Below are 26,684 nucleotides of genomic sequence, written 5' to 3' on the forward strand. Positions count from 1 at the left end.
GCGACCGGGCCGTTTTTGTCTATAGTCTCCCTAATTATCGTCTGGTGTTGGCACTGTAAGGATCGAGTAAAATTGGCTGCGCTCGTTGCCAACTCAGGCCAAAATAGCGGCAATTTTGTACGAGAGATAAAGATGAAAATTCTGCTTGTTGATGACGATGTAGAACTTGGCACCATGCTGAGCCAGTACCTGATTGCGGAAGGCTTTGAAACGCAATTGGTTTTAACCGGAACCGCCGGTATTGAAGGCGCGTTGTCGGGCAATTACACCGCGATGATCCTCGATATTATGCTGCCCGATATGAGCGGTATCGATGTACTGCGCCAGGTGCGTCAGAACAGCCGCCTACCGGTGATTATGTTGACGGCGAAAGGCGACAATATTGATCGCGTCATCGGCCTGGAAATGGGCGCGGATGACTATGTGCCTAAGCCATGCTATCCACGTGAGTTAGTGGCGCGTTTGCGTGCGGTGCTGCGTCGTTTTGAAGACCAGGCCCCAATACCGGATAAAAAAGAAGTGCTGCGCTGGGGCGAGCTGTGCCTGAATCCCGCTACGCGTATTACTGAATGGCAGGGTAAAGCGTTTGACCTCACTGCATCAGAATTCAACCTGTTAGATCTGCTGCTGCGTGCGCCAGATCGTGTGGTGTCGAAAGATGAGCTGTCTGAGAAGGGATTGGGTCGTCCGCGCGAAGCTTACGATCGTAGCGTTGATGTGCACATCAGCAACATTCGTCAGAAGCTGGCGGCGCTCACCGCTGACAGCGTCAATATTGAGACTGTACGCAGTATTGGTTATCGCATTCGATGAAACACAGCTACCGCGGCCGTATGTTCTGGAAGATCCTGCTGGGCTTCTGGATCGTGTTTGTCATTATTAGTCAGCTGTTATGGCTCGGATTTACCCTTTCCGGTAATCGCCATGAGCCGCCGGAGATCGTAGCGATTCGTCGTATCGTCAATTTGCAGATGGCGTCTGCGGTGTCGGTTTTAGAGCGCGGTGGCCCCAGTTCGCTGGATGACATGATGGCCGACTGGGAGCCGAATGATCGTCAGTTCTTTTCGGTTATTCAGCATGATAAACCCGCGACCACGCCGGGAAATGCGCCACCTGAGACCTTCAGTGCGCCTTTCCATGGTCCTTTCCCGGATGTGATTGTGCGCTGGGTGAAGGGCCAGGACGGAAAAGAGTATGAGCTGCGTTACGATGTTAAAGGGCTGCGGGAAGACAGCACCATGGGGGGCGGTGGCCCGCGTCGTATCCTGAATATCCCCGAACCAATGTTTACCTTTGCAGGGGCACTGGGCTTGTTATTCAGCCTGCTACTGGCCTGGAACCTGACACGTCCGATGCGTCAGCTGCGCGAAGGTTTTGCGCGTGTCTCAAGTGGCGATTTGTCTGTACGCCTCTATCCGGTGATGCGTAAGCGCCACGATGAGCTTTCCACGGTGGCACAAGAGTTCGATGCCATGGTGGAACGCCTCGACACGCTGGTCAAAGCGCGTGAAGAGCTACTGCATGATATCTCTCATGAATTACGCTCCCCGCTGGCGCGTTTGCAGCTGGCAACAGGGTTGGCACGTCAAACCCCAGAATCCGTTGAGGCATCTCTTAATCGTATCGATGAAGAGGCACGCCGCCTCGACAAGATGATTGGCGAGCTGTTGACCCTGTCACGCGCTGAACATGAAAGTATGCCTGGCGAGCAATACTTTGACCTCACCGGACTGCTGCATGCTGTGGTGACGGATGTGCGCTATGAGGCGCAGATTCCAGGCGTGAAAGTTGATTTTCAGGTGGACGAGAACGCGGACTACACCGTGCACGGCAACGCCGAGCTGATTCGTCGTGGTGTGGAAAACGTGCTGCGCAATGCGCTGCGCTTTTCACACAAAGGCCAACATATCAATGTGCGATTACAGGCGGAAAATCAGTGGCTGGCGATTCGCGTGCGCGACCAAGGGCCGGGCGTGGACGACGAGAAACTCTCCAGCATCTTTGATCCCTTTGTTCGGGTGAACTCCCCGATGATGGGTAAAGGATACGGCCTGGGGCTGTCTATCGTGCGTAAGGTGATTCTGGCGCACCATGGTGAAGTGCAGGCGGTGAATCGCCCTGAAGGTGGTTTAGAGCTGACATTGCGACTTCCGCGCTGGAAGCAGGAATGAGGTTTAAGCTCTCAAGCAGCACGCACGATGTAGAGTAGGGCAGGACAACCGGGCAGAAGAGCAAAGCGTCCCTCGCCAGGGATGGCGAGGGTAGAGGCCCAGGGATGGTTTATGCCGTCTTTGCGATCTGCCCGGTTGTCCTGACCGACAGCACCAATCCCGCTTTTTCACTTTGGAAAAACGTACTGGTCAAGGCTACCCAGACTGACAAACAAAAACGGCACCCAAAGGGTGCCGTTTTTTATGATGCAAGCGCTGCTTACTTCTTAATGCGGATAACCGGGGTTTCACCCACAGTCACCTGACCGGAGAGTTTGATCAGGTCTTTGATCTCGTCCATGTTCGAAATCACAACCGGCGTCAGCGTGGATTTTGCCTTCTCTTCCAGCAGTGGCAGATCAAACTCGATCACCACATCGCCTTTTTTCACTTTCTGGCCTTCTTCAGCGATGCGTTTGAAACCTTCACCTTTCAGTTCAACCGTATCGATACCGAAGTGGACAAACAGCTCAATGCCATTGTCAGATTCGATGGAAAAAGCGTGGTTGGTTTCGAAAATCTTACCGATGGTACCGTCAACCGGTGCAACCATTTTGTTGCCTGTCGGTTTAATGGCAATACCGTCACCCACGATTTTCTCAGCAAAAACCACATCAGGAACGTCTTCGATATTCACGATTTCGCCTGACAGAGGCGCAACGATATCAATAGTCCCTGACGCGCTCTCTGATTTTTCGCCAAAAAGTTTAGAAAACAAACCCATGATCTTCTCCTAAGCAGTAATTTGGGGCCAGCATCTCGTGGATCAGCAGAGCGTTTTTTCTTTAATGAACTTGTTCACCAGGTTCATCAAATCTTCCGCTGTGGGTTGAGCCAGAGCCTGCTCCGCCAATGCCTTCGCATCTTCGAAATTGGTATTACGAATAATCTTCTTGATGCTCGGGATTGAAATGGCACTCATGCTGAATTCGTCCAGCCCCATTCCCAGTAACAGTAGTGTAGCACGTTCATCACCCGCCAGCTCACCACACATGCCGGTCCATTTCCCTTCGGCATGTGACGCGTCGATCACTTGCTTAATGAGGCCGAGTACGGATGGCGTCATTGGGTTATAGAGGTGTGAAATCAAATCATTACCACGATCGACCGCCAGAGTATACTGCGTCAGGTCATTTGTCCCAATACTAAAGAAGTCGACTTCTTTCGCCAGATGGCGAGCAATCACCGCTGAAGCCGGTGTTTCCACCATAATGCCCACTTCAATGGTCTCATCAAAGGACTTGCCTTCTTCACGCAGCTGCGTTTTCAGCATTTCCAGCTCGGCCTTCAGCGCACGCACTTCTTCCACCGAAATAATCATCGGGAACATGATGCGCAGTTTGCCGAAGGAAGAGGCACGCAGAATAGCGCGCAGCTGAGCGTGCAGGATCTCTTTACGGTCCATCGCGATACGAATCGCGCGCCAGCCTAGGAACGGGTTGTCCTCTTTTGGCAGGTTCATGTACGGCAGATCTTTATCACCGCCGATGTCCATAGTACGCACGATTACGGCCTGAGAACCCATGGCTTCAGCAACGGCTTTGTAAGCCTGGAACTGCTCTTCTTCGGTTGGCAGTGAGTCACGGTCCATAAACAGGAACTCGGTACGATACAGGCCCACGCCTTCCGCGCCGTTGCGCTCTGCACCAGCGACATCACGTACGGTACCAATGTTGGCACACACTTCAACCTGATGACCATCCAGCGTGATAGCAGGCAGGTCTTTCAGCTTAGCCAGTTCATGTTTTTCTGACAGATACTGGGTTTGAATCGCTTTCAGCTCTTCTTGTTCAGCATCAGTAGGATTCACGTAAATTTTATTGTTTACGCCATCCAGAATCAGGAAATCACCGTTTTTAATTTGCGTGGTGACATTACCGGTGCCGACAATCGCTGGGATCTCCAGAGAACGCGCCATGATGGAGGTGTGAGAGGTACGTCCACCGATATCGGTAATAAAGCCCAGCACCTTCTTCAGGTTCAGCTGTGCGGTTTCTGACGGCGTTAAATCTTTCGCCACCAGAATAGATTCTTCTGCGATAGCACCCAGATCAACAATGTGCAGACCGAGGATGTTTTGCAGCAGACGCTTACCGATGTCACGTACGTCAGCCGCACGTTCCTTCAGGTATTCGTCGTCGAGTTCTTCCAGTGCTTTGGCCTGGCCATCAATGACAGAGTACGCTGCAGCGTCAGCCGTGGCGTGATCTTTCTTAATCAGGTCGATGATTTCTTGCTCAAGCTCTTCGTCTTCGAGCAGCATGATATGACCTTCAAAGATCGCCGCTTTCTCTTCGCCGAGGGTTTCACCGGCTTTGACACGGATAGCTTCAAGCTGAACTGCCGCTTTGCCGCGACCATCAAGGAAGCGTTGAACTTCTTGCTCAACCTGGTCGTCAGTAATTTTTTTACGGCTGATGACGATCTCATCTTCCTTCAGCAGAAGTGCTTTGCCGAAAGCGATACCCGGTGATGCTAAAATGCCTGAAATCATAACCCTACCTTTTAATCACGATGGCTCATTGACCCAATGCGTTGCCACTGTCACGGACCAGTACTCTAAGGAAGCAAGAACGCGGACAGGTTGTCCGCGATCAAGATTTTTGCACTCAATGGGGCAAAGGAGTCGGTTTAATTGCTTACCTGAGCGGAATTACTCCAGCTCAGCCATCAGTTTCACCAGGTGCTCAACCGCTTGCTGCTCGTCTTCACCTTCAGCAGACAGCGTAACAACCGTACCCTGAGTCAGACCCAGAGTCTGCAGTTTGAACAGGCTTTTCGCGCTGGCAGATTTGCCATTAGAGGTCACAGTGATTTCTGACTGGAAAGCCTTAGCTTCTTTAACGAACTGAGCTGCAGGACGGGTATGAAGGCCGTTAGGTGCGGTAATGGTAACTTCTTGCTGGAACATTCTATTTCCCCAACTTTATCAGGTTTGGTGTTATGGATCTAAAGTCTAGCCTGGAGCCGCTACTTTAGCCTGTGTAGGTGCGCTGGTGTGGCATTAAGCTGACCAAAAAATGCGCTTCATAATGTGCGTCTTTCGGAGACAGATCAAAAACTGCGCGAATTCGGCACTCCGTTAAGTATGCCGTGAATCGCCGTTTAGCCAAATCAGTAAATCGATTCAGCTTGATCCACTTCAAAGCCAGATTAATTTCAGGCACCGAAATAATTGGGAGCTTAAATACCAGAGCCGCGACATTGAAATCAATCTGCCTGGTGGTAAAAGTGAGATCTACACCACAAAAAAGCACCCGATTGGGTGCTTTTTCCATCAATTTAAGACTTTGGCGGTTACTGCTGCAGCTCTTTTTCAGTGAACAGATCGGCGAACAATGCAGTGCTAAGGTAACGCTCTCCAGAAGAGGGCAGGATGACCACAATGTTCTTGTTAGCGAAGGCTTCGTCTTCCTGCAATTGCAGAGCGGCAGCCACGGCAGCACCTGAAGAGATACCGGCCAGAATGCCTTCTTCTTCCATCAACTGACGCGCAGTGCTGATCGCTTCTTCGTTGGTAATCGCCACCACACGGTCAACCAGTTTCAGGTCGAGGTTGCCCGGAATGAAACCAGCACCGATACCCTGAATCTTGTGTGGGCCGGGTTTAATCTCTTCACCTGCCAGCGCTTGCGCGATAACCGGCGAGTCTGTTGGCTCAACCGCCACCGTAATCAGCTCTTTCTTGCCTTTGGTATTTTTAATGTAGCGGCTAACGCCGGTCAGCGTGCCGCCGGTGCCCACACCCGCGATAAACACATCGACTTCGCCGTCTGTGTCTTCCCAGATTTCCGGGCCGGTGGTTTTCTCGTGGATTTCCGGGTTAGCCGGGTTGCTGAACTGCTGCAACAGCACAAATTTGTCTGGGTCGCTAGCGACGATCTCTTCCGCTTTGGCGATGGCTCCTTTCATGCCTTTCGCGCCTTCGGTCAGCACCAGATTGGCACCCAGCGCCTTAAGCAGCTTACGGCGTTCAACCGACATGGTCTCTGGCATGGTCAGGGTTAATTTGTAACCGCGTGCCGCCGCAACGTAGGCCAGCGCAATACCGGTGTTACCGCTGGTGGGTTCAACCAGCTCAACCCCCGGTTTAAGAATGCCGCGTTTTTCCGCGTCCCAAATCATATTGGCACCGATACGGCATTTGACGCTGAAGCTCGGGTTACGCGACTCGACCTTCGCCAGAATGCGGCCGTTACCGATGCGGTTCAGTCGAACCAGCGGCGTATGACCAATTGTCAGAGAGTTGTCTTCATAGATCTTACTCATAGCTCGTCCTTAACTGTATGAAATATTGGGAACCCTCAGAGCATACCTTTTCTTCCCGTACGCGGAAGGAAAGAAATCGTATATCTATATAGCCCACAACCATAAGCCTTACGCAAAAATGCATAAGGCTTTTTGAAGCTTTAATGACGTGTGTGTTGCATACGATAACGGTCAACCCACATCGCTGTGGCGCCACATACCGCCACCGGCATGATGGCCAGATTCAGAATTGGAATCATGGTAAACAGGCTCACCATCGCACCGAACTGCATATTGGCGGTCTTATGCTGACGCAATGCACTGCGCATCTGGTGGAAACTCACTTTGTGGTTGTCAAACGGATAATCGCAATACTGTATCGACAACATCCAGGCGCTGAACAAAAACCATAAGACCGGGGTGACGGTTTGTCCAAATCCAGGGACAAAATAGAGCACCAGCAAGCCGAGTGCACGCGGCAGGTAGTAGCCCAGCTTTTGTAATTCGCGCTTCATAATGCGCGGGATATCTTTGAACATCGCCATCCAGCCACTGTCTGGCAGCGGTTTGCCGGTCAGGCGTCCTTCCAGCTGCTCTGCCAACAGCCCGCAGAAGGGAGCGGCAATCCAGTTGGCCAGGGTGGAGAAGAAGTAACTAAACACCAGCACAATCGAGATAACCGACAGCGGCCAAAGTAAATAACTCAGCCACTGCAACCAGTCTGGTACGTGGGACAACACGGCAGGGATCCATTGGCCCAGACGTTGAAACAGCCAGATAAAGGCGCCGCCCAGCAGCACGATGTTAACCAGCAGCGGGATAATAACGTAACGGCGAATGCCAGGCAGGCGAACCAACTTCCAGCCTTCGGCAAAGTAATGAATACCATTAAATGATGAGGGTAAGTTCTCTGCGGGCATAGCGAGCCATTCTCCTTGTGTGTGGCGGCGCGCACATCATAACCTGGCTTTTTGTCGGCGGCAGGGGCACATTGCGCGAAAAAACAGCAAAAAAGCGTGGGGCAGCTATCTTATTTGTCAGAAAATACTGCACAGACTTGCACTTGTGTAGCTGGGCAAATACAGTTAGAGGATAAAGTTTGCCGTGGTGGCAAGGTATTGGAACAACAGAGAATACAATGATGCAGGATTTGCGTCTGATATTAATCGTTGTTGGCGCGATCGCCATAATAGCGCTGCTACTTCACGGACTGTGGACCAGCCGTAAAGAGCGCTCTTCCGTGTTTCGTGATCGCCCGCACAAACGTCTGAAACAACGCGATGAAGCCGATGAAGATCTGCTGAGCGACGAAGATGATGGCGTCGGCGAAGTTCGTGTGAGCCGTCATCGTGACGCCCATGAAGAGCCTGAATTTGACGCGCCTGTGACTAAACCTGTCAGCGCGCCGCGTGCGCCTGAACCTGTGCGTCAGCCGTTCCCACGTCATGAAGCGCCATTGATGGGCGATCCACTGCTGGATGATGAGCCAGCCGTGCGTCAACCTGCACCGCAAGCGCCTGTACCACCCGTAGCGAGACCTGCGCCTGCGCCACAACCTCAGCCAGTGCAGGCCGATCCTTTGCTGGATAATGAGCCACTGTCTGCAACCCAGCCTGCGCCTGAATTCCAGGCTGCGGAAGAACCTGAATTTGAAGAAGAAGCACCGGTGGTGCAGGAACAGCCGGCGCAGCCTGCTGCCTCTTCACAAAGAAAAAATGAAGCGGTGCTGGTACTGCACGTGGCCGCGCACACCGGTGGTGAACTGAACGGCGAAGCGCTGTTGCAGGGTATTCTGCAAGCGGGCTTCCAGTTTGGAGAAATGAACATTTTCCATCGCCATCTCAGCCCAGCAGGCAGCGGACCTGTGCTGTTTAGCCTGGCGAATATGGTCAAGCCGGGCTCATTTAACCCGGACACCATGGGCGATTTCACTACGCCGGGCATCTCCATCTTTATGATGGTGCCGTCTTACGGTGATGCCAACCAGAACTTCAAGCTGATGCTGCAGTCAGCACAGCGTATCGCTGATGATGTGGGTGGTGTGGTGCTGGATGATGAGCGCCGCATGATGACGCCACAGAAGCTGGAAACCTACAAAGCACGCATTCGTGAAGTGATTGGCTAACCGTCTTTCATCGTGAAAAATATTAACTAAACCCCCGCATGTCGGGGGTTTTTTATCGGGTAAAAGATTATGAAATCGGTTCAGGAGCAGATCACCGCACTGCGTACCTCGTTACGTCACCATGAGTACCTCTATCACGTGATGGATGCACCGGAAATTCCGGATGCAGAATATGATCGATTAATGCAGCAGCTGCGCGAACTGGAAGCGGCGAACCCCGATCTCATCACGCCCGATTCCCCCTCTCAGCGCGTAGGCGCGGCACCGTTGGCTGCTTTCGAACAGGTTCGCCACGAAGTGCCCATGCTGTCACTCGACAACACCTTTGATGAAGCCGGATTCCTTGCCTTCAATAAACGCGTCCAGGATCGCCTGAAAAGCAGCGATGATTTGACCTACTGCTGCGAACTCAAGCTGGATGGCCTGGCGGTTAGCCTGCTGTATGAGGATGGCCTGCTGGTACGCGCAGCCACGCGCGGTGATGGCACCACCGGTGAGAACATCACCGTCAATGTGCGTACTATTCATGCTATCCCGCTGCGTTTGCACGGCGACAACATTCCTGCACGCGTTGAAGTGCGTGGGGAAGTGTTTATGACGGAAGTGGGCTTTGAAAAGCTCAATGAAGAAGCCCGTCGTACGGGAGCGAAAGTGTTCGCCAACCCGCGCAATGCCGCAGCGGGCTCATTGCGCCAGCTCGATCCACGCATCACGGCGAAACGCCCGTTGACCTTCTTCTGCTACGGTTTTGGCCTGCTGGAAGGCGGTGAAATGCCTGCCAGCCATTGGCAGCGCCTGCAACAGTTTAAAGCCTGGGGATTACCGGTCAGCGACCGTATTCGTCTGGCTCATACCGCCGAAGAGGTGCTGGCATTCTATCGCCAGGTGGAGCAAGACCGCCCGTCACTCGGTTTTGATATTGATGGCGTGGTGATCAAAGTGGATTCTCAGGCCCTGCAGGAACAGCTCGGCTTTGTCGCGCGTGCGCCTCGCTGGGCCGTGGCCTTTAAATTCCCCGCGCAGGAGCAGATGACCTTCGTGCGCGATGTTGAATTCCAGGTTGGCCGTACGGGTGCCATCACCCCCGTGGCACGTCTGGAGCCGGTGCAGGTGGCTGGCGTGGTGGTGAGTAATGCCACACTGCACAACGCTGATGAAATCGCGCGTTTGGGCTTGCGCATCGGCGACAAAGTCGTGATTCGCCGCGCGGGCGATGTGATTCCGCAGGTGGTGAATGTGGTGGAATCTGAACGTCCTGAAGACACGCGTGAAATCGTCTTCCCGAGCCATTGCCCGGTCTGTGGATCAGATGTCGAACGCGTCGAAGGTGAAGCCGTGACGCGTTGTACCGGTGGCCTGATTTGCGGTGCGCAGCGTAAAGAAGCGCTTAAGCACTTTGTCTCTCGCCGTGCGATGGACGTTGACGGTATGGGCGACAAAATCATCGATCAGCTCGTGGAAAAAGAGTATGTCCAGACGCCGGCCGATCTATTCCGTCTCACCGCTGGCAAGCTCACCGGGCTGGATCGCATGGGGCCAAAGTCGGCGCAAAATATCGTGGATGCGCTGGAAAAGGCGAAGCTCACAACGTTGCCTCGATTCCTCTATGCACTCGGCATCCGTGAGGTTGGGGAAGCCACCGCCGCTAATCTGGCCAATCATTTTGGTGAGCTGGATAAAGTGATGAATGCCGATCTCGAGGCTCTGATTGCCGTGCAGGATGTGGGCAAAGTGGTTGCTGCACATGTGCGTAATTTCATGGATGAAGAGAGCAATCGCGAGGTGATCCGCGAACTGACTGAGATTGGGGTGCACTGGCCTCAGCCAGAAGTGCTGAACGCGGCAGAGATCGACAGTCCGTTTGCCGGTAAAACCGTGGTACTGACCGGCTCGCTGTCGCAGATGAATCGTGACGATGCTAAGGCACGTCTGGCGGCGCTCGGTGCGAAAGTCAGCGGCAGCGTATCGAAGAAAACCGATTTACTGATTGCCGGCGAAGCCGCAGGTTCGAAACTGGCGAAAGCACAGGAACTGGGTATTCCGGTGATTGATGAAGCGGAGATGATTCGCCTGCTTGGAGCCTGACATGGAGAAACATCAGTTGGTGGAAATCGCCAACATGGCGATGCTCTTTGGTAAGTACAAAGGCCGTATGTTGATCGATTTACCTGAAGAGTATTTGCTGTGGTTTGCGCGCAAAAACGAGTTTCCCGCAGGCAAGTTAGGTGACCTGATGCAACTGACGCTGGCGATTAAAATTGAAGGATTAGAGGGGTTGGTTAAACCCCTCAAGCGCAGTGAATAGTAAAACGGCCCGTATTTGCGGGCCGTTTGCTTAGGATTTTTGCGTTTCCACTTGCTGCTGCGCCAGCCGCTTCTCATTGCCTGCCTTGTAGCGTTGGGCAATAAAGGAACACACCATCAACTGCACCTGATGGAAGATCATCAACGGCAGTACGATAATCCCCACCGAACTGGCCGGGAACAGAATGTTGGCCATCGGTACACCATTAGCCAGACTTTTCTTCGAACCACAGAACAGCACCACGATTTCATCAGCCCGGCTGAAACCAAACAGACGCGAAGCCCCAAGGTTAATTGCCAGCGCGACAAACAGAATCACCACGCTGCCCACCAGAATCCACAGCAGCGTATCCACGCCCACGCGATGCCAGATGCCGTTCACAACCGCTTCACTGAAGGCGGAATAGACCACCAGCAGGATTGAAGTCTGGTCAGTTTTGCCAATCAGGCTGCGATGCTTCTCTATCCAGCCGCCAATCCAGCGACGAGACAAGTGACCAATCACGAACGGCACTAACAGTTGCAGCATGATTTTGCCAATCTGTTCGAGACCATTACTCGGCGCATCGCTGTGCACATTCATCACCAGATTGACCAGCAGCGGCGAAACAAATACGCCGAGCAAACTGGAAGCCGATGCTGCACAGACCGCAGCGGCGACGTTACCGCCCGCCATGGAGGTGAAGGCAATGGCTGACTGAACAGTCGCGGGCAGAATACACAGATAGATGAAGCCGGTGTAAATCTCCGCACCAACGTTAACCGGATGCCACCACACCAGCAGCAAACCCAGAATCGGGAATACCACAAAGGTGCTGCACATAATCCACAGATGCAAACGCCAGTGGCTACTGCCTGCAATGATTTTTTCGCGAGATAACTTGGCACCGTGCATAAAGAACAGCAGGGCAATGGCGGCGGTGGTCAGATACTCAAAGAAATCAACAAAACCGCCTTTGGCCGGAATAAAGCTTGCCAGCAGCACGGTGATGATGAGTTTGACCATCATTGGGTCGAGTCGTAAAAATCCCATTGTTACAATCCGGTTAATAATAAAAATGATGGTGCTGATTGTGCGCTACTCGGGTTTAGAAATAAAATTGATTTATTGCATTAATCTATGAGCGATATCGATGAATTACACCTTACGTCAGCTACGCACCTTTGTTGCGGTGGCACAGCAGGGGAGCTTTAGCCAGGCAGGACAGGCCATTGGCCTCAGCCAGTCTGCGGTGAGCCACAGTATTAAAGAGCTTGAAGCCGAAATGGGGGTGCGATTACTCGATCGCACCACGCGAGAGGTGATGTTAACGGAAGCGGGGCACCAACTGGCATCACGCATTGAGCGGCTGTTGGAAGAGTTAAACACCACGGTGTTGGATGTGCGCAGCTATGGGGAACAGCGCAGCGGCACGGTGCGGGTGGCCGCGAGTCAGACCCCTTCGGCAAACCTGATGCCGCAATGTTTAGCGGGCAGTCAGCAACGTTATCCGGATATTCGTGTGATTTTGCACGACCGCGCGCAGCAGTCGGTGCTACAGAGCGTACGTAATGCGGAAGTCGATTTTGGTATTGTTATCGGACCGCTGGCGGAAGCCGATTTTGATGCCGAAGATATTTTGCAAGAGCCGTTTTTACTGTTGTGCCACCAGGACGATGTGCTGGCGCAGGTGGAGCAAGCCGAGTGGGCGATGTTAGCGGGGCGCAATCTGGTGTTACAGGATTATGCTTCCGGCAGTCGCTTACTGGTGGATGCGGCTTTGCAGCAGTTATCCATAAAGGTGCAGGTGGTGCAGGAGATTGGTCACCCCGCCACGTTGTTTCCGATGGTGGAGGCGGGAATAGGCATCAGTATTTTGCCAGCGTTAGCGCTGCCACTGCCTTCAGGGCGCAAACTTGCAGTACGTCGACTCTATCCAGAGATCAATCGTCATCTGATGTTGATTAAACGAAAGAATCGGTCTTTGACCCCGGCCGCCGAAGCCATCTGGCAGGAGGTGCGCCAACAGGCAAGCCTGCTGGCGCAACAACGCGCACTCAAACCGGCGTTTTAGACGTAAACGTTGATTTGGTTGGTATCGGTCGGACGATTAATGCCATCAGCTTTCGGTGCGCTGGTGGCACTGGCCGCAGTCGGCTGCTGCGCTTCTTGCTTCTGCTGCGCTTTTTCTGCCTGCTGCTGCTCAATTTGCGCTATCTGCGCTTCTACCATCGCAATCTGTGATTCCAGCATCTGCTGTTCTTCAGATTTCTGTTCATCCGTGAGGGTATCGTCATCTGCCAGATCTTTAACCTGTTGAGTCAGGCTTTGGATCTGTTTATTCAGGCTGGCGATTTGTGAGGTGGAACCTCCACCACTGCTTGCGCTACTGATGCTGCTTACACTTGAGATAGTCGACATGGTTTACTCCTTGCAATAGACCATTATCGTTATCGGCACAGGTGGGAACAGCCTTGAGCACGCAAAGCGTTAAGCCAGTGAAAAGGTTTTGTGAGGACGGGGTGTTTTACGCATAGCAAAAAGGCGCCTTTAGGGCGCCTTTCTACATTGGTGGGTCGTGCAGGATTCGAACCTGCGACCAATTGATTAAAAGTCAACTGCTCTACCAACTGAGCTAACGACCCGAAGTGGTGGGCGATGACGGGCTCGAACCGCCGACCCCCTCCGTGTAAAGGAGATGCTCTACCAACTGAGCTAATCGCCCACTTCGGAACTGCTTAACAAGAGTGTCATCTGACTAAGATATGGTGGGCGATGACGGGCTCGAACCGCCGACCCCCTCCGTGTAAAGGAGATGCTCTACCAACTGAGCTAATCGCCCATATCTTACTCTTTCCAAACTCTTGCACACTGCGGACCACTTTAAGAGTGGTGGGTGATGACGGGCTCGAACCGCCGACCCCCTCCGTGTAAAGGAGATGCTCTACCAACTGAGCTAATCACCCCCGCTGTGTGGAGTCGCATTATAGGGATCCTTCGAAGTGAGTCAACGCTTTTTAAAACATAAATGTTTGTTCGCTCTAAATTTAGGCGTAATGTCGCGCTTTTAGTCAATGTGCTGGTTTTATTAGCAGAAAAACGCAGTTGAATAAGCGATGCCACCGCGAGAGTCATTGAGGAAAGCGTCTCACCTGCTAGAATATGCCCACTGTTTTTTCGCGTTAACCCGTTTTTTTGTCATCCAGATAAAGAAACCTGCGCATCTAAGGCAATGCTGAATGAAAATCAAAACTCGCTTCGCACCCAGCCCCACTGGCTACCTGCATGTGGGCGGTGCCCGTACTGCTCTCTATTCCTGGCTGTATGCTCGCCATAACAAGGGCGAATTCGTTCTGCGTATCGAAGATACCGATTTAGAACGTTCTACGCCGGAAGCCATTGAAGCCATCATGGATGGTATGCACTGGCTTAACCTGCAATGGGATGAGGGCCCGTACTATCAGACGAAGCGCTTTGATCGTTACAACGCGGTCATTGATGAAATGGTAGAGGCTGGCTCTGCTTATAAATGCTATTGCTCAAAAGAGCGTTTAGAAGCTCTGCGTGAAGAACAGATGGCGAAAGGTGAGAAGCCACGCTATGACGGTCGTTGCCGTGACAGCCACGAGCATCACGCTGCGGATGAGCCATGTGTGGTGCGTTTCCGTAACCCGCAAGAAGGTTCGGTGATTTTCGATGACCAAATCCGTGGTCCGATCGAATTCAGTAACCAAGAGCTGGATGATTTGATCATTCGTCGTACTGATGGTTCGCCAACCTATAACTTCTGCGTCGTGGTGGATGACTGGGATATGGGCATCACCCATGTTATTCGTGGTGAGGACCATATTAATAACACGCCGCGCCAGATTAATATCCTGAAAGCGATTGGCGCTGAAGTGCCTACCTATGCGCACGTGTCTATGATTCTGGGTGATGACAGCAAGAAGCTGTCGAAGCGTCATGGCGCGGTAGGGGTGATGCAGTATCGTGATGACGGCTATCTGCCGGAAGCGCTGCTCAACTATCTGGTTCGCCTGGGTTGGTCGCATGGCGATCAGGAAATTTTCAGCGTGGCAGAAATGGCCGAGCTGTTTACCCTGGATGCAGTCAGCAAATCAGCCAGTGCTTTCAACACTGAAAAACTGCAGTGGCTGAACCATCACTATATAAATACGCTGCCGCCAGAATACGTGGCGACGCAGCTGCAGTGGCACATTGAACAGCAAAATATTGATACCCGCACCGGCCCGGAACTGGCGAAGCTGGTGACGCTGTTGGGTGAGCGCTGCAAAACGCTGGTCGAGATCGCGGCTTCTTGCCGTTACTTCTATGAAGAGTTCGACGCCTTTGATGCGGATGCGGCCAAGAAACACTTGCGTCCTGTTGCGCGTCAGCCGCTGGAAGTGGTACGTGATAAGCTGGCTGCGCTTAGTGACAGCGAGTGGAATGCGGAAAACGTGCATAACGCGATTCAGGGCGCAGCCGATGCACTGGAGCTGGGAATGGGCAAAGTGGGTATGCCACTGCGTGTGGCGGTGACGGGCGCAGGCCAGTCTCCGGCACTGGATGTCACCGTTGAAGCCATTGGTCGCAGCCGTAGCGTGGCGCGTATTGAAAAAGCGCTGGCATTTATTGCTGAGCGTGAAGCCCAGGCTTAATTGAGTGAGCGGCTGCCATCAAAGGCTGCCGCTACAATTATTGCGGGCATTAAAAAAGCCGGGAGCATAATGCCCCCGGCTTTTTTATTCTTCTTTAATGCCTAGCCGTTCCAGCACACCACTTATCCCTTCGCGCAGCAGCAGGGCGGCCAGTTGGTCTTGTTCGCCTGTTGTCATTTGCTGGACAGAATTTATTAATAACGCAGGCAACGTATTTTGTTGAGCACCGTAATTGGCCACCGGTTCGTTCACATGACGCGTGGACTGGATAAAACTTTTCACACGCTCGTCAATGTGGATTAATCGCGCTTTACCGCCCTGAACACCCGGTTTAGGCGTGGTTGTCCAGTTCTCTCGCTTGATCCATTTATTCACGGTCTGCCGACTGTAGCCCGTTTCCAGCGCGAGCTCTTCGGGGGTGAGCCATTCCTTTTTCACGATGCTGTCCCTGTTAAATACATTAGCTGTACATATTACAACAAAACGTAACGGGGAGAAGTCATCCGACAGGAAAATGCCTTTTGTCAGATGACAAAAGGCATAATTCGATTACTGTGCTTCGCTAACGGAAGGCTGTTCTGGACGGAAAGCGAGGAAATAGGTGAGGCCAACAAAAATTGCACCGCCGACGCCGTTGCCGAGGAAAACGGCAATCACGTTTGGCGCAAATTCTGCCCAACTCATTTGGCCCGCAAAAATAGCAGCAGGCACAATAAACATGTTGGCGATGACGTGCTGGAAGCCAATGGCGACGAATGCCATCACCGGGAACCACATGCCAAAGATTTTACCGACCATATCTTTACTGGCAAAAGCTAACCAAACAGCCAGACACACCAGCCAGTTGCAGCCAATACCTGAAATGAACGCATGCAAGAAGTCGGCATTCACTTTCGCGTGGGCAATCGCCACGGTTTTCTTCAGGTAATCGCCTTCGGTCATACCCAGCATGTGGCCAAAGAACCACGCCACGGCCACGCTGCCTAAGAAGTTGGCGATAGTGACCCAGAACCAGTTACGCAGCACGCTAAAACCGCTGATGCGGCGAGCGAACCAGGCAATCGGCATCGTCATCATGTTGCCGGTCAGCAGTTCGCCACCGGCTAACACGGTGAGGATCAGACCCACCGGGAACACGGCTGCGCCGAGGAAGCCACCAAACGAACCCCATTCAGCAGGGAGTTGGTTGATAACGTGCAGATCGAGCAGGAAACCAGTGGCAATAAATGCACCGGCCATAAAGCCAAGAATTAACAAGGTAGAAACCGGCAAACGGCTTTTAGCCACGCCAGCTTGAATCGCCAGTTGGGCGATCTCTTTTGGTGTATGCAGCGACATAGTTCACTTTTCTTTTCGTTAACAAGGGGGAAGTTGCTGGCCGGCCAAAGAGAGACTTACCCTGGAAGGTTGACCGGTTAATTAGCGCGCTAAGTTTACACGCGCCCGTAACGAACACAAGATTATTCCTAACATCTTTAACCGCGATTTAACCTTGTGGGGTGAGAAGGTCATGCGAAAATCAGCAAAGGAAAGTGCGATTGCGTTGAAAAAAAAGCCATTATGACGCGGGGTTGCCGCCTTTTTCAGCGATTGAACACAGAACAAGAATTTGACGTTGACACTCAGGAGGCGGTTTCATATTATGCCGTCCGTCGAGTTAAATCGGCAGTTTTCGGTGCTGGGGGTATAGCTCAGCTGGGAGAGCGCTTGCATGGCATGCAAGAGGTCAGCGGTTCGATCCCGCTTATCTCCACCAAATCGTTATTAACGATGGGCACTGAATAAGATTTCCAGATGTGGGGGTATAGCTCAGCTGGGAGAGCGCTTGCATGGCATGCAAGAGGTCAGCGGTTCGATCCCGCTTATCTCCACCAAATCTCTGTTCGTTCTGAACGCGTAATAAAATCCCAAACGAAAAAATCAAACACGAATGATCGTGCTTTTGGCGTTTTTGCTATGCATTGGATGTCTGTTGTAAGTGCGCATTAATGGCGTAATGCTCTTCAGTCAAACGGCTGATGATAACGCCGTCTGGAGCCGCACCGGGGCTGGCGGTCCTCGCGCCGCTTATTGATAAGTGGCCTTTCTTTTCAGTGCGGGCTCTGCCGCCACTGCTGCCCCCTCTGGGCCGTCCTCGCGCCGCTGACGCGGTACCTTCGACTTTCACGTCGTGCCGGACGGACCGTTCGCGGATGACCATCCATGGTCGGCCGCGAACTGCCCCACGCCTCCCCGGTGTGGCTCCAGCCTGCGTTATCGTCAGCAGCTTAACTGACAAGTAATCAGTCATTAATGGCGACCGAAAGCGCTTGAATGAGTGTCAAAAGCCCTTCTGGTCGCCCAGCAACATATTAAGCCAACGGCAATACCCTGAAACCGTGCGTACCATCGCGGTCCAGTTGCGCGACCAGACCATACTCCCAATCCAGATACGCCTGCATCACCTTCGGTTCGATATCCGTGCCTTCATACGGGCGACGATAGCGATCAATAGCCGGTGACAGTAACTGTTGCTCGCCTTGTTCGGTCGGAAGGTTTGCTGCACGCCAGGCCGCGTTACCCCCTTCCAGCACAAACACCGGCTTGCCGGTCAACTCAGCGACCTGCTCGACAGCATAACCGGCTAACAGGCTGCTGCCGCAGGTCAGAACATAGCGTCGTGCATCGGGTAATGCACCTTTGCCTTGCTGTTGCAGCGTTGAACGCAGTAGCCAGCCCGCGCCGGGAATATGGCTGTTGAGATGATTGGCGCGCGTGGTGAAATCCAGTACTTGCGTTTGCCCCTCGCCCAGCCAGTCCGCGAGCTGCTGAGGCGAAACAAATTCTGGCTGTTCGACGGCTGGCACCTGGGGTTTCCAGTTGCCGGTTGCACTGAAATCCTCTGGCTGCAACTCTTCTAACACTGAAACCTGCCAGCCAAGCTGCGCCAGCCAGGAGGCTGTCATATTGGCGCGTACGCCGTCGTCATCAATCAATACAATGCGCGCGCCGCGTACGCTGGCATAGTGGTCGGTCTCCTGCACCAGCTGTCCCCCTGGCACGTGGCGGCTGCCAGGCAGATGGCCCGTGGCGTACTCCTCGGCATCGCGCACATCAAATACGTAAGTAGTACGTGGCTCCTGCTGCCAGCGCTTCAAGGTTGCCAGCGGAATACGTTCAACGCCGGCACGATCGGCAAGATTACGTGCATTATTCGCGGCCTGGCGCTGTGCGGTTTCGCTGGTCTCACCGTAGCGACGCGACTGGGCTTTATCCAGCGCATGTCCCGCCAGCGTCCAACCGATGGTCCCGTTACGCAGTGCGAATACCGGATTGCGAATCCCGGCATTCACCAACGACTGGGTACCAATGATGCTGCGCGTACGTCCCGCACAGTTCACAATCACAGTGGTTTCCGGCGAAGGGGCGAGATCGCGCACGCGCAACACCAGCTCACCGCCCGGTACGCTGGTGGCACCGGGAATGCTCATGGTCTGATATTCATCAAAGCGGCGGGCATCCAGCACCACCACATCGGCATCGCTGTTGATCAGGGCGTGCACCTCATCCGCTGACAGGGAAGGGGTGTGATTGTGATGTTCCACCAGTTCACCGAACGCTTTGCTCGGCGAATTGACATCAATAAACAGCTCGCCGCCTGCAGCTTGCCAGCCAGCTAAATCCTCTTTCAGCAGCGCCACATTGCTGTAGCCCAGTGCGGCTATACGTTCGGCTGCTGCCTGCGCCAGACCTTCGCCGTTATCATATAAAGTGATGGATGTGCTGTGCTGCGGGATGCGATCTAACAGTTCGAGTTCCAGTTTGGAGAGCGGAATATTCACCGCAAACAGCGGATGTGCGGTGGCGTACAGCGCTTCGTCACGCACATCCACAATCGCCACTTCCTGCTGCTGACGCAGCGCTTCAAGAATCTCCGCTGCCGGGCGGAGAGGGAAAGTCGTTTTACTCATGTGAGAGATCCCAAATGTTTGGTAAATAGCGGTTGCTGTAACCGGAGATAAACTGTTTTTCACTGCCGTCTTCGCGGTACACCGCGCGTTTTACCGCCCCAATATTGGCACCGTAGACGTGGATGCTGATCGAGACGCGGTCGTCATAGGCGTTGCTCACGCGGTGAATATCACCCACGGTGGGGGAGACGGCTTCAACATGACCTGGATTGAGACGCACGGGAGCACCTTCAGGTTGTAATCCATGTGGCCCTGGCTGCCAGGATTGTGAAATCTCCGCGCCGCGCAGCATGCCAATCAAGCCCCACACGCGATGGTCGTGAATCGGTGTTTGCTGGCCCGGTCCCCACACGAAACTCACGACCGAAAAGCGCTGCTGAGCATCGGCATACAGCAGATATTGCTGATAGTGGTCTGGATGCGGCTGGGTATAGGGTTCATCTAACCAGTCATCATGGCGAATAAGCTCGCCCAGCCAGGCACTGCCCTGTTGCAAAACCGTGGCTTCATCGGGTTGGCTGTCGAGTAAGTTCGCCAGATCACTGACAAAGCGGCGTAAACGATGGTGTTGATACTCACTCATGATTTGTCTCCCGGCGCATGTTGAGCAACCTGGTTGGCCTGCGCAGACAGGCTGAAATCAAAGGCTTTGCTGACATCAATCGCTTTGGGCAATACCTGATAGCGATGGAAGAAGTCTGCCGACTGTTGCAGCGTAGGGATCAGGCTGGCGTCAAACACCAGCGGGCGGATTCGCGCATCGGCAATCCAGCTGCTGGTAATGTTTGTGGGCATATTGAGTGTTTTGCCCAGCACCGCTGCGAACTCTTGCGGGTGCTGCTGCGCCCAAATCTGTGCTTTTGCCAGACGTGCCAGCAAATCGGCGATGGCTTTACGCTTACCGGCATCATTCAAGGCTTCATCGCGCGCTAAGGCATACGAGTAACCGGACATAATTCCCTTGCCGCCGCCGTCAGGGACACGCACGGTGCCATCCACCGCCGTTGAGGTGGCGATGTACGGTTCCCACGGCGCCCAGGCCGATACCGCACCAGACGTCAATGCCGCACGACCATCCACCGGGCCAAGGAAACGCAGCGTGACATCGTCAGGCTTCAATCCGGCTCGTTCCAGCAAGCCCAGCAGCAGATAATGGCCCCAGCCGCCACGATTCACCGCGATTTGCTTGCCTTTTAAATCCTGCAAACTGTGGATCCCGGCATTCGGACGCGTCAGCAGGGCGATGCTGTCAGGATTATTCTGCCAGGCGCCCACGGCTTTAACCGGCGCGCCAGCGGCATAGACAAACAGGAACGGCAGGTCGCCGGTAAAGCCGACGTCAAGCGCACCAGCATTCAGTGCTTCCTGCACGGGTGCGCCGGAATCGAAAGCAGTGAGTTTGAGATCGTAAGGCAGGTTATTAAGCTCGCCAGAGGCTTTCAGCGCGGCAAAACGATCGCCTTTCACATCGCCTAAGCGCAGGGTGACTTTATCCGCCGCCAACAACGGATTAAGCGCAGATAGCGCCAGTGCAACACCGGCAAACAGGGCAGCCAACCGCATCAGGCGCTCCTTTTAACCGCAGCAGTATGCACGGCCACTTTTTCACGCGTCAGGGGAATCAGTTCCTGACCATACTCCACCGCATCATTGAGTGGATCGAAGCCGCGAATTAACACGCTGTGAATACCAAGGCGATAGTAGTCCAGCAGCGCATCAGAGACCTGATCGGCGGTGCCGACCAGCGCGGTAGAGTTGTAGCCGCCCTGAACCAGTTTGGCCACGCCGGTCCACAGCACCTTATCCAGTCGATCCCCTTCGTTCGCGGCGGCCAGCAGGCGTTGCGCACCCACGCTTTGCGGTTTGGGTTTACCAAAGGCAAAGCCGGTTTCGCGCAGCTGTTTTTCGGCCGTTTCGCGGATATGCTCGGCACGCTCCCAGGCTTCCTTCTCGGTTTTGCCGATAATCGGGCGGAAGGAAATATTGAAGTCGATTTCACGTCCCTGCTGAGCCGCAGCGGCACGCACGCTGCGCACCGTCTCTTCAGCCCCTTTTAATGGCTCGCCCCACAGTGCAAATACGTCGGCGTGGCGCGCCGCAACATCAATCGCTTCCTGCGATGAACCACCAAAATAGACCGGCAGTTTTTTCTGCAGCGGTTTAATCGCCGAAAATGCCTGTTCAGCCTGATAGAACTGACCTTGATGATCGTAGGGCCGTGAAGATTCCAGACTCTGTTTCAACACGGTCAGAAACTCATCGCTGCGTGCATAGCGTTCGGCTTTATTCAGGAAATCCCCATCGCGGCGCTGCTCTACATCGCTGCCACCGCTGATGATGTGCACCGCCAGGCGGCCATCGGTGAGATGATCCAGCGAGGCCAGCTTACGCGCGGCCAACGTTGGTGCGACAAAACCAGGGCGATGTGCCAGCAGGAATTTCAATGTCGAGGTGTGGGCCGCAGCGTGGGCCGTGACCAAAAAACCGTCGGGTTGATCGGACCAATAGCCGACCAGGATACGATCAAAACCGGCTTCTTCATGGGCGCGGGCAAAGCGAGCGATGTAGTCTTTATCGAACAGCGGGCCGCTGGCCGGGATGATTTCTGAAGCGAGGCGGTGGCCAATCATGCCAAGAAATTGAATGCTCATACGATTCTCCTGATGTGAGGTCATGGAGAAAAGCTACGGGGGCAGGTGGCTGGGAAGGAAATTCAATATTGTGCAAAGGATTTGCAATTAGCGGGGAAGCAGCGGTTGGCGCGGTGATTGCGGGTTGAAAATGGGGTTATAACAGATAGGAATAATTAAGAAGAGAAGGGCGAGCCGAAGCTCGCCCAAACTATCAGAAGGCCAGAACCAGCCCGGCGATAGCGGCAGAGAGCACGCTCACCAGGGTTGAACCGTACAGCAGTTTCAGGCCAAAGCGAGAAACCACATTACCCTGCTCTTCATGCAGACCTTTGATTGCACCCGCCACAATCCCGATAGACGAGAAGTTAGCGAAGGAGACCAGGAACACAGACAGGATGCCTTCGGCATGCGGTGACAGCTGACCGGCAATTTTCTGCAGATCCATCATCGCCACGAATTCGTTTGAAACCAGTTTGGTCGCCATGATACTGCCGACTTGCAGCGCTTCGCTGGACGGCACGCCCATCACCCACGCAAACGGGTAGAACACGTAGCCCAGCACACCCTGGAAGCTGATGCCGAAGATCAGGTCAAACAGGGCGTTCAGACCAGAAATCAGCGCGATAAAACCAATCAGCATCGCGGCAACGATAATCGCCACTTTGAAACCAGCAAGGATGTATTCACCCAGCATTTCAAAGAAGCTCTGACCTTTATGCAGGTCCTGCAACTGCAGGTCTTCTTCGCTGTCGATGCGGTAGGGGTTAATCAGCGACAGGACAATAAAGGTGCTGAACATGTTCAGCACCAGCGCAGCAACCACATATTTTGGCTGCAGCATGGTCATGTAAGCACCGACGATTGACATCGATACAGTCGACATAGCGGTCGCTGCCATGGTGTACATGCGGCGCTGTGACATCTTGCCGAGGATATCCTTATAGGCGATGAAGTTTTCTGACTGTCCCAAAATCAGAGAGCTTACGGCGTTAAAGGATTCCAGTTTGCCCATGCCATTGATTTTAGACAGCACGGTACCGATGCCGCGGATCACCCATGGCAAGATACGGAAATGCTGCAAAATACCGATCAGCGCGGAAATAAACACAATCGGGCACAGAACATTGAGGAAGAAGAAGGCGAGGCCTTTCTCATTCATGTTACCGAACACGAAGTTGGTCCCTTCTGCGGCGTACTTCAGCAGATGGTCAAACAGACCGGCAAACCCTTTCACGAAGCCGAGGCCCGCTTCAGAGTTAAGGAAGAACCACGCCAGCAAAACTTCGATCACCAGAAGCTGTACGATGTAGCGAATACGGATACTCTTACGATCGTGACTGACCAGCAAGGCCAGTACGGCTACCACCACTAATGCCAAAAGAAAGTGCAAAATATGGGACATGTCGGCTCCAAATTTGAGGAGGGTTGTATTTTGTTGCGTATTCTATGTAACGCGTTACTTAAAAACGAGATCTAAACCACATTATAAGTATTCGGTATCGACATATTTCTAAGAATAGTCTCACCGCTCACACCCTCTTCACAAATCCGTTACAAGAAATATCCACAAAAACATTGTCTATAAAATAACCCGAGAGTAGAGTGATTCCTGTTGCAAACATTTTGGCAAGAACTGGCTTTACCGCAAGGTATAGCAATGGCTATACTTCATAGCACCATCTATTACTACGATAACGATAACCATATTTCACTTGCCTTGCTGGCCCCGTAATCTGTGCGGGTCATCAAGCGTTAGGACAGGGTCAACACTATGTCAGAAAGCCGCACCGCTGAGCGCGCCGCTCGCGGAGCCAGAAAAATCAAGCTCGCGCTGCTGGGCCCAGCCTTCATCGCGGCGATCGGTTATATCGATCCCGGTAACTTCGCCACCAACATTCAGGCCGGTGCGGCCTACGGCTATAAGCTGCTGTGGGTGGTGGTCTGGGCTAACGTGATGGCGATGCTGATTCAGCTGATGTCCGCCAAGCTGGGCATCGCTACCGGCAAAAACCTGGCTGAGCATATTCGCGATCGTTTCCCGCGCCCGGCGGTGTGGTTCTATTGGGTGCAGGCAGAGATCATCGCGATGGCCACAGACCTCGCTGAATTTATTGGTGCGGCGCTGGGCTTCAAGCTGCTGCTGGGGATTTCGCTGCTGCAAGGTGCAGTGTTGACCGGCGTTGCCACCTATTTAATTTTGATGCTGCAAAACCGTGGTCAGAAGCCGCTGGAATTAGTGATTGGCGGCCTGCTGCTGTTTGTCGCCGCGGCTTACATCGTTGAGCTGTTTTTCTCGCAGCCGAAAGTGAGTGAGTTAGTGACCGGCATGGCGTTGCCCTCGCTGCCGACATCCGATGCGGTGTTCCTGGCGGCAGGTGTGTTAGGTGCCACCATCATGCCACATGTCATTTATCTCCATTCCGCACTGACACAGCACGGCAACATCGGCAGCAAAGCCGATCGCTACTCTTCGACCAAACTCGATGTAGCGATTGCCATGACTATCGCGGGCTTTGTCAATCTGGCGATGATGGCCACTGCCGCTGCGGCTTTCCACTTTAGCGGCCACACCAGCATTGTCGATCTCGACCAGGCGTACCTGACGCTGCAACCGCTGCTGGGCAAAGCGGCTGCCATTGTGTTTGGCTTGAGTCTGGTCGCCGCCGGTTTGTCATCGACCGTTGTTGGCACACTGGCGGGGCAGGTGGTGATGCAGGGCTTTATCCGCTTCCACATTCCGCTGTGGCTGCGCCGTACCATCACCATGTTGCCTTCCTTTATTGTGATTTGGGCGGGATGGGATCCCACCCGCATTCTGGTAATGAGCCAGGTGCTGCTGAGTTTTGGTATTGCGCTGGCGCTGATTCCGCTGCTTGCCTTTACTGGCAACCGTGAGTTGATGGGCGATGAGATGGTGAATTCACGCCTGATGCAGAACGCGGGGCGCCTGATTGTGGTGCTGGTGGTGGCGTTGAACCTTTACTTACTGGTGGGCGAAGCGCTCGGCTGGTAACGCAATCGCTCAATGAAAAATCCCGGCTCTGAGGCCGGGATTTTTTAACGCCAGTGAGGCGGGGGTGGCGGTGGCGGCCGATGATCGTGTCGCCAGTGTGCGCGGCGTTCACGCTCGTGCCAGCGATGTTCACGCTCCCACTCTTTATGGCGTCGCCATTCATCATGTCGCCACCAGCGGCGTTCATTGTATGAGTAGCGGTCATTCCACCAACGCGGTTCACGCCAGCGTCCACCATCCCAGTAATAACCGCGACGGTCACGGTCGCCGAGATGTAACGTCACGCCGGGTGTGCGAATGGTCAGGCTATCGGCATGTGCTGTGCTTATTGCCAACGGGGATAAAGATGCCAGCAACGCGGCAAACAAAATAGCTCGTTTCATTACTTCTCCTTTTCAGTAGCTTATCACTGCCACCGTTGCGCTAGTCTGCCACATCGGACCAACCATGCCTTGAGAATGAGTCTGAAAAGGTTGAGGGAAATCTGAATTGAGAATTATCTGCTGCGGAAAACACCCGGCCTGAACCGGGTGGGGAAGCGCTTACACTAAAATGGCGTGGATGGCATTAATCTCGTCTTGCGTGAGCACCGGCTGGCTCAACATCTCAACAGCATCATCGATTTGCGCGGTTTTGCTGGCACCGATCAGCACGGAAGTCACACGTTCATCACGCAGCACCCAGCTTAGCGCCATTTGCGCCAGCTTCTGCCCACGCTGCTGCGCGATAGCCTGCAGCTTGCGCACCTTCTCCATTTTCTCTTGGGTCAGTTGGCTCTCATTGAGGAATTTACTGCCGCTGGCGGCGCGTGAATCCTCTGGAATGCCTTGCAGATAGCGGTCAGTCAACACACCGCCCGCTAGCGGAGAGAAGGCGATGCAGCCGACACCATTGTCTCCCAGCACATCCAGCAAGCCTTGCTCTTCAGGGGCGCGTTCGAACATGGAGTATTTTGGCTGGTGGATCAGACATGGCGTACCAAGGTCACGCAAAATGGCGATCGCTTCAGCGGCCTTATCGGCAGGATAGTTGGAAATGGCGGCATACAGCGCTTTGCCCTGACGCACCACGTGATCCAGCGCGCGCATGGTCTCTTCCAGCGGTGTCTCTGGATCAGGACGGTGATGATAGAAGATATCGACGTACTCCAGCCCCAAACGCTTCAGGCTTTGATCGAGACTGGAAACCAGATACTTGCGTGATCCCCAATCGCCATACGGGCCATCCCACATGGTGTAACCCGCTTTGGTCGAGATCACCAGTTCATCACGCAGTCCGGCAAAATCTTCGCGCAGAATACGGCCAAAATTTGACTCGGCGGAACCCGGAGGCGGACCATAGTTATTGGCGAGATCAAAGTGAGTGATGCCACGATCAAAGGCGTGGCGCAGGAGTTCACGACTGTTATCGACGCGCGTGCTGTCGCCAAAGTTATGCCATAAACCCAGCGAAATCGCGGGCAGCTTCAGGCCTGTGCGGCCACTACGACGATATTGCATCTGTTGATAACGGTCGGGATGGGGAAAAATAGACATGCAGCGTTCCTGTCTCAAAGGGGAG

The 26,684-nt window shown here is 53.7% G+C and carries 25 protein-coding genes and 6 tRNA genes; 10 read left to right on the forward strand and 21 right to left on the reverse strand.

Features of this window, described 5'->3' with window-relative positions:
- Positions 1-132: 132 nt before the first annotated feature.
- The gene (locus LK04_RS04640; RefSeq protein WP_039329688.1) at positions 133-813 is read left to right on the forward strand and encodes a response regulator transcription factor; all 681 of its coding nucleotides are present in this window, start codon (positions 133-135) and stop codon (positions 811-813) included.
- Complete coding sequence (locus LK04_RS04645) at positions 810-2,171, forward strand: ATP-binding protein (RefSeq protein ID WP_039329686.1); 1,362 nt, start codon at positions 810-812, stop codon at positions 2,169-2,171. The genes LK04_RS04640 and LK04_RS04645 overlap by 4 nt, the downstream gene beginning before the upstream one ends.
- A 259-nt stretch (positions 2,172-2,430) precedes the next feature.
- On the opposite strand, the gene crr is transcribed toward LK04_RS04645, so the two are convergent.
- The 6 genes from crr to cysZ all read right to left on the reverse strand — a co-directional run bounded on the left by crr (position 2,431) and on the right by cysZ (position 7,378).
- Positions 2,431-2,934: a PTS glucose transporter subunit IIA gene (gene crr, locus LK04_RS04650; RefSeq protein ID WP_034825872.1), complete on the reverse strand. Its 504-nt coding sequence runs from the start codon at positions 2,932-2,934 to the stop codon at positions 2,431-2,433.
- Between the two features lie 42 nt (positions 2,935-2,976).
- A complete protein-coding gene (gene ptsI, locus LK04_RS04655) occupies positions 2,977-4,704 on the reverse strand; it encodes a phosphoenolpyruvate-protein phosphotransferase PtsI (protein ID WP_039329683.1) in 1,728 nt (575 codons plus the stop codon).
- A 159-nt stretch (positions 4,705-4,863) separates the two neighbouring features.
- The gene (ptsH, locus tag LK04_RS04660; protein WP_007889063.1) at positions 4,864-5,121 is read right to left on the reverse strand and encodes a phosphocarrier protein Hpr; all 258 of its coding nucleotides are present in this window, start codon (positions 5,119-5,121) and stop codon (positions 4,864-4,866) included.
- Positions 5,122-5,185: 64 nt separating this feature from the next.
- Positions 5,186-5,488, reverse strand: coding sequence for a hypothetical protein (locus LK04_RS20850; protein WP_231568844.1), 303 nt, complete (start codon positions 5,486-5,488; stop codon positions 5,186-5,188).
- 19 nt (positions 5,489-5,507) lie between these two features.
- A complete protein-coding gene (cysK, locus tag LK04_RS04670) occupies positions 5,508-6,479 on the reverse strand; it encodes a cysteine synthase A (RefSeq protein WP_039329675.1) in 972 nt (323 codons plus the stop codon).
- A gap of 140 nt (positions 6,480-6,619) precedes the next feature.
- Positions 6,620-7,378, reverse strand: coding sequence for a sulfate transporter CysZ (cysZ, locus tag LK04_RS04675; RefSeq protein ID WP_039329673.1), 759 nt, complete (start codon positions 7,376-7,378; stop codon positions 6,620-6,622).
- Between the two features lie 218 nt (positions 7,379-7,596).
- On the opposite strand from cysZ, the gene zipA reads away from it, so the two are divergent.
- The 3 genes from zipA (at position 7,597) to LK04_RS04690 (ending at position 10,888) form a co-directional block, all read left to right on the forward strand.
- Positions 7,597-8,583, forward strand: coding sequence for a cell division protein ZipA (gene zipA / locus LK04_RS04680; protein ID WP_039329671.1), 987 nt, complete (start codon positions 7,597-7,599; stop codon positions 8,581-8,583).
- Between the two features lie 69 nt (positions 8,584-8,652).
- A complete protein-coding gene (ligA, locus tag LK04_RS04685; protein WP_039329669.1) occupies positions 8,653-10,668 on the forward strand; it encodes an NAD-dependent DNA ligase LigA in 2,016 nt (671 codons plus the stop codon).
- Position 10,669: 1 nt separating this feature from the next.
- A complete protein-coding gene (locus tag LK04_RS04690; protein ID WP_039329667.1) occupies positions 10,670-10,888 on the forward strand; it encodes a DUF3820 family protein in 219 nt (72 codons plus the stop codon).
- 30 nt (positions 10,889-10,918) lie between these two features.
- Here LK04_RS04690 and LK04_RS04695 read toward each other — a convergent pair whose 3' ends face one another.
- Positions 10,919-11,920: a bile acid:sodium symporter family protein gene (locus tag LK04_RS04695; RefSeq protein WP_039329665.1), complete on the reverse strand. Its 1,002-nt coding sequence runs from the start codon at positions 11,918-11,920 to the stop codon at positions 10,919-10,921.
- Positions 11,921-12,020: 100 nt separating this feature from the next.
- Between LK04_RS04695 and LK04_RS04700 the strand changes: the two genes are divergently transcribed.
- The gene (locus tag LK04_RS04700) at positions 12,021-12,941 is read left to right on the forward strand and encodes a LysR family transcriptional regulator (protein ID WP_039329663.1); all 921 of its coding nucleotides are present in this window, start codon (positions 12,021-12,023) and stop codon (positions 12,939-12,941) included.
- Here the strand turns inward: LK04_RS04700 and LK04_RS04705 are convergent.
- From LK04_RS04705 to LK04_RS04725, 5 genes are all read right to left on the reverse strand, one after another.
- Complete coding sequence (locus tag LK04_RS04705) at positions 12,938-13,288, reverse strand: FlxA-like family protein (protein WP_039329661.1); 351 nt, start codon at positions 13,286-13,288, stop codon at positions 12,938-12,940. The genes LK04_RS04700 and LK04_RS04705 overlap by 4 nt on opposite strands.
- A gap of 148 nt (positions 13,289-13,436) precedes the next feature.
- A tRNA-Lys gene (locus LK04_RS04710) sits at positions 13,437-13,512 on the reverse strand.
- Positions 13,513-13,516: 4 nt separating this feature from the next.
- Positions 13,517-13,592 (reverse strand) — tRNA-Val (locus LK04_RS04715).
- A gap of 41 nt (positions 13,593-13,633) precedes the next feature.
- Positions 13,634-13,709 (reverse strand) — tRNA-Val (locus LK04_RS04720).
- A 48-nt stretch (positions 13,710-13,757) separates the two neighbouring features.
- Positions 13,758-13,833: transfer RNA gene (locus LK04_RS04725), tRNA-Val, on the reverse strand.
- Positions 13,834-14,106: 273 nt separating this feature from the next.
- Between LK04_RS04725 and gltX the strand changes: the two genes are divergently transcribed.
- Positions 14,107-15,528, forward strand: a complete 1,422-nt coding sequence (gene gltX, locus LK04_RS04730; protein ID WP_039329659.1) for a glutamate--tRNA ligase — start codon at positions 14,107-14,109, stop codon at positions 15,526-15,528.
- A gap of 84 nt (positions 15,529-15,612) precedes the next feature.
- On the opposite strand, the gene LK04_RS04735 is transcribed toward gltX, so the two are convergent.
- Both LK04_RS04735 and LK04_RS04740 read right to left on the reverse strand, forming a co-directional pair.
- The gene (locus LK04_RS04735) at positions 15,613-15,966 is read right to left on the reverse strand and encodes a YfeC-like transcriptional regulator (RefSeq protein WP_039329658.1); all 354 of its coding nucleotides are present in this window, start codon (positions 15,964-15,966) and stop codon (positions 15,613-15,615) included.
- A gap of 111 nt (positions 15,967-16,077) precedes the next feature.
- Complete coding sequence (locus LK04_RS04740) at positions 16,078-16,866, reverse strand: formate/nitrite transporter family protein (protein WP_039329656.1); 789 nt, start codon at positions 16,864-16,866, stop codon at positions 16,078-16,080.
- A 342-nt stretch (positions 16,867-17,208) separates the two neighbouring features.
- Here LK04_RS04740 and LK04_RS04745 point away from each other — a divergent pair.
- Positions 17,209-17,284 (forward strand) — tRNA-Ala (locus LK04_RS04745).
- 42 nt (positions 17,285-17,326) lie between these two features.
- A tRNA-Ala gene (locus tag LK04_RS04750) sits at positions 17,327-17,402 on the forward strand.
- 477 nt (positions 17,403-17,879) lie between these two features.
- On the opposite strand, the gene LK04_RS04755 is transcribed toward LK04_RS04750, so the two are convergent.
- The 5 genes from LK04_RS04755 to LK04_RS04775 form a co-directional block, all read right to left on the reverse strand.
- On the reverse strand, positions 17,880-19,478 hold the full coding sequence (locus tag LK04_RS04755) for a rhodanese homology domain-containing protein (RefSeq protein WP_039327406.1): 1,599 nt from the start codon (positions 19,476-19,478) through the stop codon (positions 17,880-17,882).
- Positions 19,471-20,061: a cysteine dioxygenase gene (locus LK04_RS04760; RefSeq protein WP_039327404.1), complete on the reverse strand. Its 591-nt coding sequence runs from the start codon at positions 20,059-20,061 to the stop codon at positions 19,471-19,473. Before LK04_RS04760 ends, LK04_RS04755 begins: the two co-directional genes overlap by 8 nt.
- Positions 20,058-21,041, reverse strand: a complete 984-nt coding sequence (locus LK04_RS04765) for an ABC transporter substrate-binding protein (protein WP_039327400.1) — start codon at positions 21,039-21,041, stop codon at positions 20,058-20,060. The genes LK04_RS04760 and LK04_RS04765 overlap by 4 nt, the downstream gene beginning before the upstream one ends.
- The gene (locus tag LK04_RS04770) at positions 21,041-22,129 is read right to left on the reverse strand and encodes an LLM class flavin-dependent oxidoreductase (protein ID WP_039327397.1); all 1,089 of its coding nucleotides are present in this window, start codon (positions 22,127-22,129) and stop codon (positions 21,041-21,043) included. The genes LK04_RS04765 and LK04_RS04770 overlap by 1 nt, the downstream gene beginning before the upstream one ends.
- A gap of 193 nt (positions 22,130-22,322) precedes the next feature.
- The gene (locus LK04_RS04775; RefSeq protein WP_039327393.1) at positions 22,323-23,513 is read right to left on the reverse strand and encodes a NupC/NupG family nucleoside CNT transporter; all 1,191 of its coding nucleotides are present in this window, start codon (positions 23,511-23,513) and stop codon (positions 22,323-22,325) included.
- 369 nt (positions 23,514-23,882) lie between these two features.
- Here LK04_RS04775 and LK04_RS04780 point away from each other — a divergent pair, with 369 nt between their 5' ends.
- The gene (locus LK04_RS04780; RefSeq protein WP_039327390.1) at positions 23,883-25,124 is read left to right on the forward strand and encodes an Nramp family divalent metal transporter; all 1,242 of its coding nucleotides are present in this window, start codon (positions 23,883-23,885) and stop codon (positions 25,122-25,124) included.
- A gap of 44 nt (positions 25,125-25,168) precedes the next feature.
- On the opposite strand, the gene LK04_RS04785 is transcribed toward LK04_RS04780, so the two are convergent.
- A complete protein-coding gene (locus LK04_RS04785; protein WP_039327388.1) occupies positions 25,169-25,507 on the reverse strand; it encodes a DUF2502 domain-containing protein in 339 nt (112 codons plus the stop codon).
- Positions 25,508-25,666: 159 nt separating this feature from the next.
- Positions 25,667-26,659: an L-glyceraldehyde 3-phosphate reductase gene (gene mgrA / locus LK04_RS04790; RefSeq protein WP_039327385.1), complete on the reverse strand. Its 993-nt coding sequence runs from the start codon at positions 26,657-26,659 to the stop codon at positions 25,667-25,669.
- Positions 26,660-26,684: the final 25 nt, after the last annotated feature.

Source organism: Pantoea vagans, from assembly GCF_001506165.1.
Classification (GTDB): Bacteria; Pseudomonadota; Gammaproteobacteria; order Enterobacterales; family Enterobacteriaceae; genus Pantoea; species Pantoea vagans_C.

What these genes read in the sequence shown, in the direction of transcription:
- LK04_RS04640 (WP_039329688.1), top strand. Translation starts at nt 133, where the DNA reads ATGAAAATTCTGCTTGTTGATGACGATGTAGAACTTGGCACCATGCTG.
- LK04_RS04645 (WP_039329686.1), top strand. Translation starts at nt 810, where the DNA reads ATGAAACACAGCTACCGCGGCCGTATGTTCTGGAAGATCCTGCTGGGC.
- crr (WP_034825872.1), bottom strand. Translation starts at nt 2,934, where the DNA reads ATGGGTTTGTTTTCTAAACTTTTTGGCGAAAAATCAGAGAGCGCGTCA.
- ptsI (WP_039329683.1), bottom strand. Translation starts at nt 4,704, where the DNA reads ATGATTTCAGGCATTTTAGCATCACCGGGTATCGCTTTCGGCAAAGCA.
- ptsH (WP_007889063.1), bottom strand. Translation starts at nt 5,121, where the DNA reads ATGTTCCAGCAAGAAGTTACCATTACCGCACCTAACGGCCTTCATACC.
- LK04_RS20850 (WP_231568844.1), bottom strand. Translation starts at nt 5,488, where the DNA reads ATGGAAAAAGCACCCAATCGGGTGCTTTTTTGTGGTGTAGATCTCACT.
- cysK (WP_039329675.1), bottom strand. Translation starts at nt 6,479, where the DNA reads ATGAGTAAGATCTATGAAGACAACTCTCTGACAATTGGTCATACGCCG.
- cysZ (WP_039329673.1), bottom strand. Translation starts at nt 7,378, where the DNA reads ATGCCCGCAGAGAACTTACCCTCATCATTTAATGGTATTCATTACTTT.
- zipA (WP_039329671.1), top strand. Translation starts at nt 7,597, where the DNA reads ATGATGCAGGATTTGCGTCTGATATTAATCGTTGTTGGCGCGATCGCC.
- ligA (WP_039329669.1), top strand. Translation starts at nt 8,653, where the DNA reads ATGAAATCGGTTCAGGAGCAGATCACCGCACTGCGTACCTCGTTACGT.
- LK04_RS04690 (WP_039329667.1), top strand. Translation starts at nt 10,670, where the DNA reads ATGGAGAAACATCAGTTGGTGGAAATCGCCAACATGGCGATGCTCTTT.
- LK04_RS04695 (WP_039329665.1), bottom strand. Translation starts at nt 11,920, where the DNA reads ATGGGATTTTTACGACTCGACCCAATGATGGTCAAACTCATCATCACC.
- LK04_RS04700 (WP_039329663.1), top strand. Translation starts at nt 12,021, where the DNA reads ATGAATTACACCTTACGTCAGCTACGCACCTTTGTTGCGGTGGCACAG.
- LK04_RS04705 (WP_039329661.1), bottom strand. Translation starts at nt 13,288, where the DNA reads ATGTCGACTATCTCAAGTGTAAGCAGCATCAGTAGCGCAAGCAGTGGT.
- gltX (WP_039329659.1), top strand. Translation starts at nt 14,107, where the DNA reads ATGAAAATCAAAACTCGCTTCGCACCCAGCCCCACTGGCTACCTGCAT.
- LK04_RS04740 (WP_039329656.1), bottom strand. Translation starts at nt 16,866, where the DNA reads ATGTCGCTGCATACACCAAAAGAGATCGCCCAACTGGCGATTCAAGCT.
- LK04_RS04755 (WP_039327406.1), bottom strand. Translation starts at nt 19,478, where the DNA reads ATGAGTAAAACGACTTTCCCTCTCCGCCCGGCAGCGGAGATTCTTGAA.
- LK04_RS04760 (WP_039327404.1), bottom strand. Translation starts at nt 20,061, where the DNA reads ATGAGTGAGTATCAACACCATCGTTTACGCCGCTTTGTCAGTGATCTG.
- LK04_RS04765 (WP_039327400.1), bottom strand. Translation starts at nt 21,041, where the DNA reads ATGCGGTTGGCTGCCCTGTTTGCCGGTGTTGCACTGGCGCTATCTGCG.
- LK04_RS04770 (WP_039327397.1), bottom strand. Translation starts at nt 22,129, where the DNA reads ATGAGCATTCAATTTCTTGGCATGATTGGCCACCGCCTCGCTTCAGAA.
- LK04_RS04775 (WP_039327393.1), bottom strand. Translation starts at nt 23,513, where the DNA reads ATGTCCCATATTTTGCACTTTCTTTTGGCATTAGTGGTGGTAGCCGTA.
- LK04_RS04780 (WP_039327390.1), top strand. Translation starts at nt 23,883, where the DNA reads ATGTCAGAAAGCCGCACCGCTGAGCGCGCCGCTCGCGGAGCCAGAAAA.
- LK04_RS04785 (WP_039327388.1), bottom strand. Translation starts at nt 25,507, where the DNA reads ATGAAACGAGCTATTTTGTTTGCCGCGTTGCTGGCATCTTTATCCCCG.
- mgrA (WP_039327385.1), bottom strand. Translation starts at nt 26,659, where the DNA reads ATGTCTATTTTTCCCCATCCCGACCGTTATCAACAGATGCAATATCGT.